This is a genomic window from Aurantibacter sp. UH7, from assembly GCF_056839165.1.
The window spans coordinates 2,720,550-2,735,942 of sequence record NZ_CM166388.1; the positions used below are offsets into that span (position 1 = coordinate 2,720,550).

Annotated in this window: 10 protein-coding genes; 7 read left to right on the plus strand and 3 right to left on the minus strand. The window is 35.5% G+C overall.

Annotated elements, in window-relative coordinates:
* The first annotated feature begins 183 nt into the window (after positions 1 to 183).
* From UH7x_RS11420 to UH7x_RS11450, 7 genes are all read left to right on the plus strand, one after another.
* A complete protein-coding gene (locus UH7x_RS11420; RefSeq protein WP_482360064.1) occupies positions 184 to 2,388 on the plus strand; it encodes a histidine kinase in 2,205 nt (734 codons plus the stop codon).
* Positions 2,388 to 3,116 carry a LytR/AlgR family response regulator transcription factor gene (locus tag UH7x_RS11425; RefSeq protein WP_482360065.1) on the plus strand — a complete coding sequence of 243 codons (729 nt, stop codon included), beginning with the start codon at positions 2,388 to 2,390 and terminating at the stop codon, positions 3,114 to 3,116. Before UH7x_RS11420 ends, UH7x_RS11425 begins: the two co-directional genes overlap by 1 nt.
* Positions 3,117 to 3,134: 18 nt before the next feature.
* Positions 3,135 to 3,644 carry a gamma carbonic anhydrase family protein gene (locus UH7x_RS11430; RefSeq protein ID WP_482360066.1) on the plus strand — a complete coding sequence of 170 codons (510 nt, stop codon included), beginning with the start codon at positions 3,135 to 3,137 and terminating at the stop codon, positions 3,642 to 3,644.
* Between the two features lie 38 nt (positions 3,645 to 3,682).
* A complete protein-coding gene (fabD, locus tag UH7x_RS11435) occupies positions 3,683 to 4,567 on the plus strand; it encodes an ACP S-malonyltransferase (RefSeq protein ID WP_482360067.1) in 885 nt (294 codons plus the stop codon).
* Positions 4,568 to 4,813: 246 nt separating this feature from the next.
* Positions 4,814 to 8,473, plus strand: coding sequence for a T9SS type B sorting domain-containing protein (locus UH7x_RS11440; protein ID WP_482360068.1), 3,660 nt, complete (start codon positions 4,814 to 4,816; stop codon positions 8,471 to 8,473).
* A 10-nt stretch (positions 8,474 to 8,483) separates the two neighbouring features.
* Positions 8,484 to 9,479: a PorP/SprF family type IX secretion system membrane protein gene (locus UH7x_RS11445; RefSeq protein WP_482360069.1), complete on the plus strand. Its 996-nt coding sequence runs from the start codon at positions 8,484 to 8,486 to the stop codon at positions 9,477 to 9,479.
* 13 nt (positions 9,480 to 9,492) lie between these two features.
* Positions 9,493 to 11,433, plus strand: coding sequence for an OmpA family protein (locus tag UH7x_RS11450; RefSeq protein ID WP_482360070.1), 1,941 nt, complete (start codon positions 9,493 to 9,495; stop codon positions 11,431 to 11,433).
* A gap of 54 nt (positions 11,434 to 11,487) precedes the next feature.
* Here UH7x_RS11450 and UH7x_RS11455 read toward each other — a convergent pair whose 3' ends face one another.
* The 3 genes from UH7x_RS11455 to UH7x_RS11465 all read right to left on the minus strand — a co-directional run bounded on the left by UH7x_RS11455 (position 11,488) and on the right by UH7x_RS11465 (position 14,956).
* The gene (locus UH7x_RS11455) at positions 11,488 to 12,825 is read right to left on the minus strand and encodes a hypothetical protein (RefSeq protein WP_482360071.1); all 1,338 of its coding nucleotides are present in this window, start codon (positions 12,823 to 12,825) and stop codon (positions 11,488 to 11,490) included.
* A gap of 204 nt (positions 12,826 to 13,029) precedes the next feature.
* Positions 13,030 to 14,283 carry an NRAMP family divalent metal transporter gene (locus UH7x_RS11460; protein WP_482360072.1) on the minus strand — a complete coding sequence of 418 codons (1,254 nt, stop codon included), beginning with the start codon at positions 14,281 to 14,283 and terminating at the stop codon, positions 13,030 to 13,032.
* 37 nt (positions 14,284 to 14,320) lie between these two features.
* Entirely contained in the window at positions 14,321 to 14,956 is a 636-nt protein-coding gene (locus UH7x_RS11465) for a SanA/YdcF family protein (protein ID WP_482360073.1), read from the minus strand.
* Positions 14,957 to 15,393: the final 437 nt, after the last annotated feature.

Consider the following 15,393-nt stretch of genomic DNA (forward strand, 5'->3'; position numbering starts at 1 on the left):
CTAAACTAAAACCAAACCAGTCCCTAAAAAACGAGCAATGAGTAAAATACCCATTTGAATGAGTAAAGTATACTGGTGATTGTGTAAAACGCTCATTTTAGCCTGTAAACTCCCTGTTTTATGGTGAGGGGCATTTTTTTGAACCGCATAAAACTTCTAAGTTTACGTTGTAGTAATAGGTCTATGAAAATAATTTTAAACATAATTTTTATCTTGCTTTTAAGCGGAAATGTTTGTCTAGCACAGCAGCAAGGTCTATCTAGAATAGAGATTAAAGGCTCGGTACTAGCAAAGGAGAGTTATGCGCCTATTTCAGGTGTTGAGGTTTCTACAAATAGCGGTGCGTATACAGAAACAAATAATCAAGGTGAATTTAGAATTAGGGTAGCGATTGGTGATGAGCTTATTTTTAGAAACCCCGATATAGAAACTTTGCGCTACATTATTAGGAATGATGAAGATATTAAGGTCTTAGTGGCCGGTTATGATAGCGATTCCGAATCAGGTGTAAGTAAAAGGAGTGCCTCACAGCCTACAATTTCTACACATCAATCATTTTTAGATTCTGCAAATCAATATAAAAGAGTAGATATTGAGAAAAGCATCGATTTTATTTCGCAATCAATTTCTGAACTAGGCAGAAATGCTGATAAGAAACAATTGGCGAAATCATTAAGCACACTGGGTGAAGTATACCAGTATTATCAGCAATACGACTTGGCAATTTCTAGTTTTAAAGATGCGCAAATTGCTAATAAAACAATACGAACGGCACTACTTCTAGGTAGAGTGTATATTTTAAATAAAGATTACGATAGTGCTGAAATCACCCTAAATCCTTTATTGGAAATCAAAAATATGATTCCATATCAACGAACCGAACTCTATGAGGCATTGGGTGATGTGTTTAAAGGTAAAAATGATATTAATAAGTCCGTTTCTTATTACCAAGAAGGGTTAAAGGTTGCTGATAAAAATCAAATTACCCCTAAAGTAACCGATTTAAATTCTAAGATTGCCGATGCTTATGCTAAGGTGGGAAGAACTATTGAAGCGGAGGGCTACTTTAATAATTCTCTTAAATTGGCTAGTAAAGAAGCGCCACAACGTGCGATTCAGGAGAAAGAAAAAGTTGCGGATTTTTACAATGATAAGAGTAGATATGACGAAGAAATAAAATTGCGAAAGAATACCTTGACAGAATTGAAAAGCTTGCCCGCACCAATTGTTGAGCAAAAGTCAGATAGTAAGGGATTAGATTCTATCTCATCACAGCGCATTAATTATAAGATAGGTAGAGCGTATATAGCACAAGATAAATATGAAGAAGCAATTCCTTATCTAGAGAAAAGTATTGTAGAAGCAGGACTAGAAGACGATTTAGTAGTGCAAAAAGATGCTACCAGAAAATTATCAGAACTTTACGAATCTACAGGAGATTTTACCAAAGCTTATAAAACATATCAAGATTATGTAGCAGTTGTAGATACGCTCTATGTGCGTAAAGAACAAGAGATATCGCAAGCGGCTCGGTTTAATAGGGAAATTTCATCGAAGCAAAGTCGAATAAGTGGTTTGGAACAAGAACGTGAACTGTCGCAAAGTAAATATGCATTGGCAGTTACAGAGCAGCAATTAGTACAAGAGAGTTTCAAAAGGCAGCAATGGGTTATTTATTCACTAATAGCCGGACTTATTTTAATGGGTGTAGCAGCCTTTTTCTTTTACAGAAGTAATCAGCAGCAAAAGTTAGCAAACAATTTATTGGCTTTAAAATCACTGCGGTCGCAGATGAATCCGCATTTTATATTCAATGCTTTAAATTCTGTAAATAATTATATCGCAAAAAGTGATGAGCGAAGTGCTAATAGATTTTTAAGCGAGTTTTCTACATTAATGCGCTCTGTGTTGGAAAATTCTGAAGAAGATTTTATTCCGCTTTCCAAGGAGTTAGAATTACTGGAATTATATGTGAAGCTAGAGCATTCGAGGTTTCCGGATAAGTTTGATTATTCCTTAGAAATAGATGAGCATATTGATATTGCCGCATTTGAAATTCCCCCTATGTTATTGCAGCCTTATATCGAAAATGCCATATGGCATGGGCTTCGTTATAAAGAGCAAAAGGGTGATTTAAAAATAGCTGTCATTTCAAACGAGAAAGTCTGTATTCAAATAGTTATTTCTGATAATGGAATTGGTCGAAAAAAATCTGCTAGTATTAAAACTCAAAATCAGAAAAAGCAAAAATCCAAAGGCATGGGTAATATTAAAAAGCGTGTCGCAATTTTAAACGACATGTATAAAGATCGGGTAGATGTGTCAATAACCGATTTAGAAACGGATGGCAGCGGTACTAAAGTGATTCTCACCCTAAAAAAAGACTAATGAAATTAAATGCGATAATAGTTGAAGACGAGGCTAATAGCCGTGAAATCCTTAAAAATTATTTGGGAAAATATTGTCCTAACGTTTCTATGCTGGGTGAGGCTTCCAGTATACAGGAAGGTCTTTCATTGATTCAAAATAACACACTCGATTTAGTTTTTTTAGATGTTGAAATGCCTTTTGGAAATGCTTTTGATTTGTTGGATCAAGTACCGGAAAGGACTTTCGAAACTGTTTTTGTAACTGCTTATAATCAATATGCTGTAGATGCACTTAATAATCATGCTGCATATTATTTAATGAAACCTATAAATATAGACGAACTAATAAAGTCTGTAGAATATGTTACTGATATCCTATCAAAGGAAAATGCATTAGAGGATAAAGTGCTAACGCCAAAATTAAATAGTGTTGTCGGTAAAATTACAATTCCGCAACAAGATGGTTTTCAAGTACTTGATGTAAGTGATATTTTATATTGTAAAGCGGACGATAATTACACAGAAATTTATCTCGAAAACAAGAAAATATTGGTTAGTAAAACTTTAAAATATTTTGAAGAAGCACTTACTGAGTTTGCCTTTGCACGTATTCATAAGTCATATTTGGTAAATGTAAATGAAGTGGTGAAATATCGAAAAGGAAAAGGCGGAAGTGTTGTAGTTTCTAATGGAAAAGAACTTCTTGTTTCCGCTTCGCGTAAGAAGGAATTTTTGGGTTATTTTTAGTGTCTAAATCGTAAAATTATGATACTAAAGTCCGTACGGGGAAAAACTCCTGAAATTGGCAAAGATTGTTTTATTGCAGAAAATGCTACAATAGTTGGAGAGGTTATAATGGGTGAACAATGTAGCGTGTGGTTTAATGCTGTATTGCGTGGCGATGTTCATTTTATTAAAATGGGAAATAAGGTAAATGTACAAGATGGTGCAGTAGTGCATTGTACGTATCAAAAGTCGCCTACAACAATTGGAAATAATGTTTCAATAGGCCATAATGCTATTGTTCATGGTTGTACTATAGCAGATAATGTTTTGGTAGGTATGGGGAGTATTGTTATGGATGATTGTATAGTTGAAAGTAATAGTATAATAGCTGCTGGTGCAGTACTTACCAAGGGTACTCATGTGCCTTCAGGTACTATTTTTGCAGGAATGCCTGCAAAAAAAATAAAAGATATAAGTCCGGAATTAAGTTCAGGTGAAATTGATCGTATTGCAAACAATTATGTAACATATTCGAGTTGGTTTAAATAGTATTTATTGCCTATGTTTGCCAATCAAAATTTACAGAAATGAACGCATATATTTTTCCTGGACAAGGAGCTCAATTTGTTGGAATGGGGCTCGATTTATTTGAAGAGTATCCTTTAGCGCAAGAGCTATTTGAAGATGCCAATGATATTTTAGGTTTTTCTATTACCGATATCATGTTTGAAGGTACTGCTGAAGAATTAAAGCAGACTAATGTAACACAGCCTGCTATATTCTTACATTCCGTTATATTGGGAAAAATATGTGGTGAAAGTTTTAAACCGGATATGGTTGCAGGTCATTCATTAGGTGAATTTTCAGCTTTAGTGGCTAATGGCTGTTTGAGTTTTGAAGATGGACTCAAATTAGTCGCAAAACGAGCAGATGCTATGCAGAAAGCTTGTAAAATTCAACCCAGTACTATGGCGGCTGTTTTAGGACTTAAGGATGGAATAGTTGAAAAGGTATGTGCTGAGATAGACGGAGTTGTTGTTGCAGCAAATTATAATTGTCCAGGGCAATTGGTTATTTCTGGCGAGGTTGAAGCAATTAATGAAGCTTGTGAAAAAATGAAAGAGGCTGGTGCGCGTAGAGCTTTAGTGCTACCAGTAGGTGGAGCTTTTCACTCGCCATTAATGGAGCCAGCTAGAGAAGAATTGGCTGCAGCTATCGAAATGACTGAATTTAAAAATCCGAGTTGTCCAATTTATCAAAATGTTCCTACAACGGCTGTTAAAAATTCTGATGAAATTAAACAGAATCTTATTTCACAATTAACGGCCCCAGTGAAATGGACACAAAGTGTACAAAACATGATTAAAGACGGGGCTACTGTATTTACAGAGGTTGGACCGGGGAAGGTGCTTCAAGGTCTTGTAAGAAAGATAGATCCTACCCCAGAAACTACGTCCATAATCAAACCATAGCGCTGTTTTATCCGTATATTATGTAGTTGAACTATAAAAGCCTGATTTAAACCTTTATATAAGGCGTTGGGCGATTTTTTTAGTATTATTGAACCCAAATTTTGCTGAAACCAACATACTCGCTGTGAATTGAATTGAGAACATTCGAAGAACAGTCTATGAAATGAACTTTAATTGTATGAGTTATATATGATTATGGTGAATTACATCTGACCTATTTAAAGAAATAGTATTGCACAGATGAAAATGAAAAGAAAAAAAAATTGCTTCCCTAAGGTTGATTTAAACCTTTTTAAGGGGATTTTAGTAGTGTTTGTCCTTTTGCTAGGCTTTAATACGCATGCTCAATTAGTTGCGAACGTTGTTGCCACGAATAATGCGACAGAAGCTGGTAGCTTAGGGGGGCAATTTAAGGTTTCGTTGGTTGGTTTGACAGCTGCAGGTCAAGTAACTGTAAAATACCTAATAAGTGGTTCTGCAGGTGCAGGTGATTATGCTACGTTACCTGGCGAAATTATTATACCAGTAGGTGCTGGAAATACCGGTAATGCTGATATTGATGTGACCGGAATTATAGATGATAACCTAGTTGAGGGTGCTGAAACGGTAATATTGACATTAATAGCTAGCGGTGGATATACACTCTTTGGCTCTCCTAGTACATCAGCGACGGTAAATATAAATGATAATGACACCGGAGTTATTTCAATGGATTTGGTGGCAAGCCAATATAGACCAACTACTAATGAAGGTAGTGGTCCAACAGGTCAATTTAGAATAAGATCAACTTTGCCTAAGGGTTTAAATGTTGTTTTTGATGTTACAGTGGCCATGTCTGGAACTGCCAATGGTCCTGGAGCAGGCACAGATTATAATTTAACTGGAACAGCAATTAATGCTTCTGGTACCGCTATAAATTATGTTTCGGGCTTTGAGACTCAATTTATAAATGTTAATGTTGACCCATTGGATGATTTATTGCCGGAGACTAATGAAACTGTAATAATGACTTTGGTTAGCACTAGTCGTCCTGATCTTTTTACCATTGATCAGGCCAATAAAACTGCTACTGTTACCATAATAGATGATGATTGTACAGCTGGAGTTACTGCTCCGCCAAGAAATACGGCAACGTCTGATTTTTGTGATAGAGCGACCAATTTAAATTTAAACACACTTATAACGGGGGGTGCTGGTAGTGCACCAACGGGGGCTGCATTGCGTTGGAGTACGGTACAGAATCCAACAGTAGGAACTCAATTAATAACTGGTTCTTCAATTACACCAAATGATGCAGGAACTTATTATGCTGTTTATTGGGATAATGTAAATGTCTGTGCTAGTCCATCAACGGGTATTGTGGTAACTTTTAATGATTCGCCAGTTGCTGGTGCTCCAGTGGCTAGTTTATCAAGATGTAGTGATAATGCCTTTGGTGGCAGTTCTATAGATTTGGATAATGCTATTACAGGACAAGATACTGGCGGAGTTTGGTCGTTTCTTTCGGGGCCTGCAAATGTTGCTTTTAATGCTAATAATGTTGTTAATTTTAATAATGATCCGGTTGGTACATATAAATATAGATATACATTAACAGGTGCAGGAGCTTGTTCGAATGCAACCGTTGATGCTACCATTGTGGTGGAAGATTGTGATCCATGTGCTGGTGTAAGTCAACCAACATTAAACAATGCAACACCTACAAAATTTTGTGATGATGTAACTGTAGGTTTAAATGATTTCATTTCGGGGTCATTAGTAGATTTAAGATGGAGTCCTAACCCAGATACTTCAGTTGAAAGCGCACATATTTATTCTGGTCAGAATGCTGGTCAACTTACTAGTCCAAGTGCTGGTACCTACTATGCATTCTATTGGAATGCAGCGGATAGTTGTCCCGGTCCTTCTTTAATTATATCGTTACAAAAAAATGATACTCCCGTTATCACGGATCCTGCTGATCAAACACGATGTGGTCCTGGACCAGTGACGTTTACAACGACCGTAACAAGTGGTACGCCAACCATAAATTGGTATACATCAGCTACAAGCGCAACTATATTGGATAGTGGCGCAAGTTTTACGCCGAATGTCACACAATCGCGTTCATATTGGGTAGAAGCAACTGAAAACGATTGTAAGACTACACCACGTATCGAAGTTAAGGCAACGGTTATATCGCAACCTTCTGCTGGTACACCAACAGATGCATCTTCTTGTAACGATACAACATTCGGTATTACAACATTAGATTTGGATGGTCAACTTACAGGTGCCGATGCTGGCCAGTGGACAGTGACTGGTCAACCAGGCGGTGGTACAATGACTGGTGGTGCAAGTTTAATTGATTTTGCAGGTCAACCGTCAGGTACTTATGTTTTTACATATACAACTACAGGTGCGGTTGCTCCTTGTACTAGTGAAACTTCAGAAGTAACTGTTTCTGTTAGTAGTTGTGATACCGATGATGATGGCGATGGTTTATTTGGAGGTACGGAATCTATATTAGGTACAGATCCAAATAATGCCGATACTGATGAAGATGGAATTGACGATGGAGTGGAAGTTGGTGCTGATATAGAGAATCCGTTAGATGAAGATGGAGATGGTATAATTGATGCCCTTGATTCCAATATTGCAGATACAGATAACGATGGTGTTGTTGATCAATTAGATCCTGCCAATACAAATGCGTGTATACCGAATCGATTTAATGGGAATTGTGATACGGATGGGGATGGAATTTCAGATTTAGACGAGCAGACAGATGGTTCTGACCCTGATGATGCATGTAGTCCTAATCCTGATAACGAGAATTGTAGTCCAATTGACTTAGAGGTACTGAAAACAGTAGATAACGAATTTGCGGTTATCGGAGACACTGTTACATTTACGGTTTCTGTAAGTAATCTTGATTCAGATAGAACGGCTCGTTCAATTATTATTGGTGATTTAATCGAAATGGGCTTTGAATACGTTTCGCACACCGAATCTACTGGTACGTATGATGTATCAACTTCAGAATGGAATATTTTAGAATTAGAAGCTTCTTCCAGCGCAACATTATCTGTAGAAGTGCTAATTATAGAAGGTGGCCCATATACCAATACAGCAACATTATTATCTTCCTTACCAGAAGATGAGAGTTTAGCTAATAATGAAGCGACAGTTCAAGTAAATATAGATCTACCAGAAGGAATTGACTTGTTGTTGGAAAAAACAGCCTTAAGTCAGAATCCATTAATAAATGAAACGGTTGTTTTCACCATTAAGGTAACCAATCAATCTGCTAATGGAGATACTATTAATAATATTCAAGTTGAAGAAATAATTCCAAGTGGTGTAGATAGTCCGTTTACAAATCTTTCTTACGAGGCACCGGGGTCACAATACGATCCAGCCACTGGTATTTGGAGTATTGAATCGTTAACTATTGGTCAGTCAATTGAATTAACGATTACGGTAAATGTGCCGTTAGAAGGTACTTTTACAAATACGGCAAGAATTTTGCGTTCATCACCTATAGATGCTAATCCCGATAATAATGAAGTGACAGTTACGGTGAATGTAAGTTTGCCTACCCCTGCCGAAGTTGGATTCTTGTTCAATCAATTTTCCCCGAATGCCGATGGAACCAATGATTTTCTTGAAATCAATTTGGAAGCTATTGAGACCCCAGACTTAGAGGTTAAGATATACAATGTTCAAATTTTCAATCGCTATGGCAATATGGTTTTTGATGGTAGTAATATGACAACTGCGGAAGTTTGGGACGGTTCTTGGAAAGGAAAAGAATCCCCAGATGGCACTTATTTTTACACTATGAATGTTCTCCTTGGTGAAAAGGATAATGAAGAAAATAATATATCACAAACCAAAAAGGGCTGGATACAGCTCATAAGATGATACGATACGAATGACTTATAGCAAAAAGCGAGAGTTTATATATAAATGTATTTTTTTGGCAATGGTGATGGCAATTGGTGCTATTCAAAACGCCCAAGCGCAAAAAGAACCACAGTACACCCAGTACATGTACAATATTGGTAGTTTCAACCCTGCTTATGTGGGAACTACAGAGACTCCTGAAATTTCAGGTTTGTATAGAGCTCAATGGTTAGACATACCTGGTGCCCCGAGAACCATGCGTTTTGGTTTAAACCTACCATTATCTAATGAAAAGATGGGTATTGGATTTAATGTAATTAGTGATCAATTAGGTCCGGCGACTCAAACATATGTTGAGGCAGCTTATTCGTATCAAATAAATGTTACGGAGAGTGCTAAATTGTCTTTTGGTATGGATTTAGGAGGTTCTTTCTTAGGTGTAGACTTTGCTAAAGGGTCGTTTAAAAATCCAGGTGAACCTATTTTGGACCGTGAGAATATTAGTAAGTTTTATCCAACCATAGGAGCAGGTTTGTTTTTGTACGAAGATGATATTTGGTATGCGGGTGTATCTATTCCAAATTTTTTAACAGACGGACTTTATAATGATGACGTTGCCACTATAATTGAAGACAAGGTACAGTTTAACTTTATTGCTGGTTATGTTTTTGATTTATCAGAATCATTAAAGTTTAAACCGGCTGTTCTGGCCAATGTAATTGGGGGAGCTCCTATTAATTTAAATTTGTCTGCTAATTTTCTGATTAATGATCGCTTTACTGCTGGTGCTTCGTACCGATTAGATAATGCAGTAAGTGGATTGGCAGGTTTTCAAATTAGTAGCAGTTTGTTTATGGGTTATTCTTATGATTATAATACCAATCCATTAGGGCAATTTAATAGTGGCTCTCATGAGGTAATTTTGAAATTTTATCTAGGTAAAGGTTCTGGTGGAAGCGGAACTAGTAAGGATCCAAAATTAAAGGGCAAACCAAAACAAATTGATACACCGAGGTTCTTCTAAACAGAGATATAATATGTACAAATTAGGCGTCTTTTTAATTTTATCATTGATCACCTTCACTTCTTTCGGACAAGAAGAGAAGATGTCAAAAGGTGATGCTTATTTCTATAGTTACGATTATGAAGCAGCAATACGAGCTTATAAAAAGCAAATGTCTGATGGTGATTTAATCAATAATAAGCAGTTATTAAATTTAGCTGATGCGTATTTCCGCACATCAGATTATACAAATGCCTCTAAAATATACTTAGACATTAATAAGAATGATACTATTATGTCAAATTATCGTTTCAACAATATGCTACAAAGCATGGCTAAGACTTCGGAGCGAGAAAGAGTGCGAGCATTTTTAGAAACAAAACGTGGTTCTTTTACTAGTGAATGGATTGAGAATGCTGATTTTAATTATGAAATTTTAGATTCTAATCTGGGTGATGGTTCAGGTTTTTTTGTTTTCAACTTGGATGGCAATAGTCAGCAAGCTGATTTTTCACCAACATTTTTTAAAGACAAATTATTATTTAGCTCAAGTAGAGGTGCAAAATCTAAAAAAGTATACGGACCATCAGGAGAATCTTATCTGGATATTTTTGTAGCTAGAATTTCTAAAAATGGCAATATTACTAATCCAAATCGGTATGAAGGTATGCCAGAGACTAAATATCATAAGTCGACACCTTATTATTCTGAAGATTTAAAGCGAATATTTTATGTGCTGTCTAATGCGGACGGCGATAATCTTTCTTTTAATGATAAAGGAAAAAATTCTTTGGCAATAGGCATGATTTATGAGAATGGAATGTTTAGATATTTACTTAAAGATTTAAGCACCTCATTTTACTATCCTTTTTATGATGTTGAATCTGAGAAACTTTATTTCTCCGCGAACTTTGAGGATGGATATGGTGGAACAGACATCTATGTTGTAAACACGAATAATGGGCAAATTATGTCGGAACCCATTAATTTGGGTCCCCGAATTAATTCTCCTGGTAACGAAATAGCACCTTATATTTTCGACGGTAGCATTTATTTTTCTTCCGATGTTTTCTATGGTTTAGGAGGAATGGATATCTATAAATCTAACGTCAATTCAGATAATACTTATGGTGTGCCAGTAAATTTAGGAGCTGGTATTAATTCTAGTTCAGATGATTTTGGTTTTATAATCAAGGAAAATGGAGATGAAGGTCTTATGGGTTATTTTGCATCAAATAAACCAGGAGGTAAAGGTAAAGATGATTTATATGGCTTTAAAGTATCTGGAGCCCCAGGTTTAAAAACATTGTCCTACCATGGTCGTGTAGTAAGAGCTAAAAATGAAGATTTTATAGCCGATGCAATTGTTAGTTTAATTGATGAAGAAGGAAAGTTAATTAGAGAAGTGAAAACTAAAGAAAATGGCACTTATCAATTAGAAGTTCCGTGGCGTGCAAATACATCGTTAAAGATTCACAAAGAGAAGTTTGGTACTTTTTATAAAAAGTTTGGTAAAGCTGAAATGGATGCATTGGGCAAAGAACCATTGAATGTGAAACTTGCTCATGTAGATGATGTTGTTGGCACAAAAGAAGATAAGACTGTAGTGAAGATGAAAGATTTTTTCTTTGCTAAAGGAAAGAGTTTAGTAACTTCAGATATAGCTGTAGAATTAGATAAAGTAGTGGATGCTGCTAAGTATTTTCCAAATATGAAGTTTAAAATAGAAACATACACAGATAGTAGAGGGAGTACAAGTGCCAATAAAAAGCTTTCGCAAAGTAGAGCAGATGCTATTAGAGGATATTTAGCTGCCAACGGAGTGCCAACTTCAAATATTATTAGTGCTACGGGTTTTGGAGAAACACAGCTAGTTAATAACTGTAAAAATGGAGTTTATTGTTTAGATTTTTTACATCAACAAAATGATAGAACCTTAATTGTTGTTTCAAATATTGATGCAATTTCCAATTAAAGAACTTGCTTAAACCATTTAGTTTAAACAAGTTCGAAATTTAGCTATATAATCCTATTTAAAAAAGGGTAGTTCGACTACATATGTGTCAACCGATTTTCCATCATCAGCACCGCTCCAATCCGAACCAAAGATTACTCGCGTACCAGTAGGACTGATTACGGCATGTGGTTCGCCCCAATAATCGAATTCATCTTCATCGGCCCTATGATGGCCTATTCTATAAATTTTCACATTTCCTTTTTCAACTCTTGCCAATACGAGTTCTTGATCTAGTAGCGATTGACCATCCTGGTCATAGCCTACCATTGAAGCTGCTACCCATCCTGGGTTTTTATGAGATACTGCTGAGATATGTGTACCACTTAAAGGATAAGGATATCCTTGACTTTCACTTATTACCGGAAAACAATCACCAGTAGCAATATCATGTGCTATAATATTGCCTAGGCAACCACCTTGTGGGCCTTCTGAAAAGGCAATGGCATAATGAGCGTCGGCACCACCAACAAGTTTGCCAAGACATGAGTGTTCTGTACCCGCTTCATTAAGGGCTTTGACAACACTTCCGGTGGCGTTATAGATTTGCGTACCATGATAGAAACCATTTCCACTAGGTAATGGCATTGGAGCAGTATATTCAACATCACTTAGATTAAAAGAAATTAGTTCATTTGTCGATATGCGATATGCGAAAGCACCCGTATTTTCACATCTGAATCCGATTATATCTGAATTCCAAGACATCATTTGTACATCATTTCCAGAGCCAATATTCCCAGAGCAACCCGAGAGTTCACCTAAGTTTACAATGATTTCCTTTGATTTTGTACTAACACTATATTTTGTAAAGTCGCTTGTGAGTCTGTCGACATAAAAAAAGATATCTGGGTCATTAAAATCCCAAAAAATCTGTTCCAAATCATCTGGATAAATATCATCTAAGTTCCGAATAAATCTATAGTTCATTCCGTCAAGAAGTTGATGTAAACCGTTGCCTTGGTCATATAATATCATATAACTCTCATCAGCGTTCCAAGCCTGTATAGTGCTGTACATAGGCTTAATAACTTGGCCTTCTGCGGCATTTGATATTCGGCGTATAGTTGTACCAAAAGAAGGGTCAATAATCGTTTTTAAATAATCAGGTTTTCCAATGTCTTTCATTGGGTGATTTTCAAGATCATTTACTGGTAAACCTTCACTTATATCAATAGAGTTCACCGGTTCTTCAATAGTATTATCTTCGGTGTTATCTTCATCTTCTTCATCTTCATTTTCTTCATCATCTGGGTCAGGTGTCATCTGTTCTTGGTCTTCTGGAGGGGGGGTAACAACGTCATCTTCAGAACAGTTAATAACAAAAAAAAGTAATAGGGATAGCGCAAACATTTGGGGAGTTTTCACAGCAAATTAATTATGGGGTTCTTATTAGTTACGAAGGTGTAAGACTAAAAAGTTGACCTCAATTTCAATTTAACAGTCGTTTAACATTTAGTAAATATGATAATAATTTAACTTATCTGTGGTAGAAATGATTGTAATTAGGTTGCTATTTTGAATATTTAATTAGGTTCTGTAAGTTGAATAAAATGCTTAAAATAGAACGAGAATAAAATAATATATTGAGAAAAATCCTAAAAATATAATGCCTGAATATGCCAGAAATTGCAACCATTTATCAGGTTTTTTTTCAATTGGTAATTCATCACTTAAAACATTTTTAAGATTCATAAAACCAATAATAGGTGCTACGACAAAGGAAACAAAAGTTGCTAAGGCAACTAATTGTAACATGTTGGCGCCAAATGCAGCTGCCACTATAAAATTAACAATAGCCAAAACCAACACGGCTATAGCAAAATTTGTTTTGTTTTTTAAATCTTTAGGATTTTTGAATAGCAATCCTAGTATATCTAATGATACTCTGGCTGTAGCATCATGGGCAGTCATGCATGTACTAAACATAGTAGCGAAAGCAGAAACTGCAATAAATACATAAGCCCAAGATCCGATGTGTGTGGTAAATAATTGCACAATCTGATTAGCAAAAGCAACCGATTTATTACTTAATACCGTATTGGTTCCATAAAGGGTCATGCATCCAATGGTTAAAAAGAAGATTGCCAAAACACCTGTCATTATATAACCAACATTAAACTCTTGAAGAGATTCTCTAAGCGATGGTTTTTGTTTTTGAGTTTTCCATTTTTCAATACTCCATAGGCTAACCCAGCTAGATGCTTCTACAGTAGTAGGCATCCAACCCATTAAACCAATTAAAAACAAAATACCTGCTTCATTAAAAATTGGTGTGGGAATAAATCCTTCTGCTTCGGTAGCTTGTCCACGAAAAATAACCAGTGCGGTGGTAACAATTAAAGCCACAAATAAAATACTTATAACATATTTTAAGGATACTTCTAGAAAACGATATTTGCCTACAATTAATAAAGCACTTATGAAAATAAAAAGTCCTAAGGCTACTATTGAAAGAGGTACGTTTGAAATTTTAAAAAGATTAATAAATAAACCTGCAGTAACGGTATAGAGCGCTGCAAGGATAGTAAAAGTAGTTACAGAAGTAATAATAGCATAAAACCATAGATACCCTTTCCCACGATTACGATACCCTTCGATTAATGTTTTGTTGGTGACATTGGTATAGCGAACACCAAATTCAAAGAAGGGATACTTAAATATATTAGCCAACACGATTGGTATTACCATTATCCACCCGTATTGCGCACCAGCTTTTGTGGACAGAACGAGATGCGAAGTTCCAATCGCCATACTAGCGAATAGAAGACCTGGACCTAAGTTGTTTAGTAGCGTTTTAAAATTTGACATAAGATTTTAGCTCCTTAATTAGCGTTTTTTATAGCATCTATTTAATTTCAATTTTATCGCCAAAGAATTTTGGTTGCGTATTCATAAACATGTCTAAAAAGACTTTTACTCTAGCAAAATATTCCCGTACGTGTACTTTTAGTCCATTTTGTCCAGATACATCCTTAGCATTAAATCCGATTGCATTTAAACCTTTTTGTTTTGCAAGATAAATAGCACGTTCATTATGGAATTCCTGAGAAATAACAGTTACATTTTCCAAGCCAAAAACTACTTTTGCTCTGACCATGGAATCTAAAGTTCGAAAACCAGCATAATCTAGAAATATTTTATTTGCAGGGATACCTGCTTTTACGAGGTCTTTTTTAAAAGTAGTTGGCTCATTATAATATCGACTACCATTGTCGCCACTAACTAAAACGAATTCAATTTTATTTGCATTGTATAATCTAACAGTTGCGGTAATTCTATATTCATAGTAGGGATTAGAATGGCCTGAACTTAATTTTTTGGAAGTGCCTAAAACTAGTCCTACTTTATTTTTTGGAATATCATCGGTGCTGTCGAAGGTCTTGCCATTGGCCGAACTACTAATGGTAATGTCACAAATGAATAAAATTAACAAAGGTAGAACTATAAAGGTTGTTGTTAATTTTAATAGCTTTCTTTTCATTTAAAAAGTGGTCTGGATATTAAAGATAGTAATTACAGATAAGTCCAAGTTTATTGATTCGAAGAAATAGCCGGAATAATAGTTGAAATCTTAGCAAATGAATTCTAATGTTGAAGATAATTTATCATTTTATAAATGATGATTTATGTCGACTCGTCAAATAAGTTTCACTGTATATTTTTGCAAATTTGATTTGAGTCTAAGTCTTTTTTTAAGCAAAATGTTTTTGTTAGAAAAGTGTATTTCAACTAATTTATGATACCGTTCATCGGGTAAGATGCTATTACAGTGTACTTCATCGATAATATTTATATATATTTCATCTTATATTAAGGATTTTTCCCAAATCTTAATTTTGAATTAGGTCCCAGCTTAGGTTGTGCTTCCCCCGGTAAACCATCTAAATTGACCAAACTAATGGATAACTTCCAAAGGTT

Bases quoted from the DNA above. Each gene is read 5' to 3' on its own strand.
- UH7x_RS11460 (WP_482360072.1), bottom strand. From the start codon at position 14,283: ATGTCAAATTTTAAAACGCTACTAAACAACTTAGGTCCAGGTCTTCTA.
- UH7x_RS11430 (WP_482360066.1), top strand. From the start codon at position 3,135: ATGATACTAAAGTCCGTACGGGGAAAAACTCCTGAAATTGGCAAAGAT.
- UH7x_RS11455 (WP_482360071.1), bottom strand. From the start codon at position 12,825: ATGTTTGCGCTATCCCTATTACTTTTTTTTGTTATTAACTGTTCTGAA.
- fabD (WP_482360067.1), top strand. From the start codon at position 3,683: ATGAACGCATATATTTTTCCTGGACAAGGAGCTCAATTTGTTGGAATG.
- UH7x_RS11445 (WP_482360069.1), top strand. From the start codon at position 8,484: ATGACTTATAGCAAAAAGCGAGAGTTTATATATAAATGTATTTTTTTG.
- UH7x_RS11420 (WP_482360064.1), top strand. From the start codon at position 184: ATGAAAATAATTTTAAACATAATTTTTATCTTGCTTTTAAGCGGAAAT.
- UH7x_RS11440 (WP_482360068.1), top strand. From the start codon at position 4,814: ATGAAAAGAAAAAAAAATTGCTTCCCTAAGGTTGATTTAAACCTTTTT.
- UH7x_RS11425 (WP_482360065.1), top strand. From the start codon at position 2,388: ATGAAATTAAATGCGATAATAGTTGAAGACGAGGCTAATAGCCGTGAA.
- UH7x_RS11465 (WP_482360073.1), bottom strand. From the start codon at position 14,956: ATGAAAAGAAAGCTATTAAAATTAACAACAACCTTTATAGTTCTACCT.
- UH7x_RS11450 (WP_482360070.1), top strand. From the start codon at position 9,493: ATGTACAAATTAGGCGTCTTTTTAATTTTATCATTGATCACCTTCACT.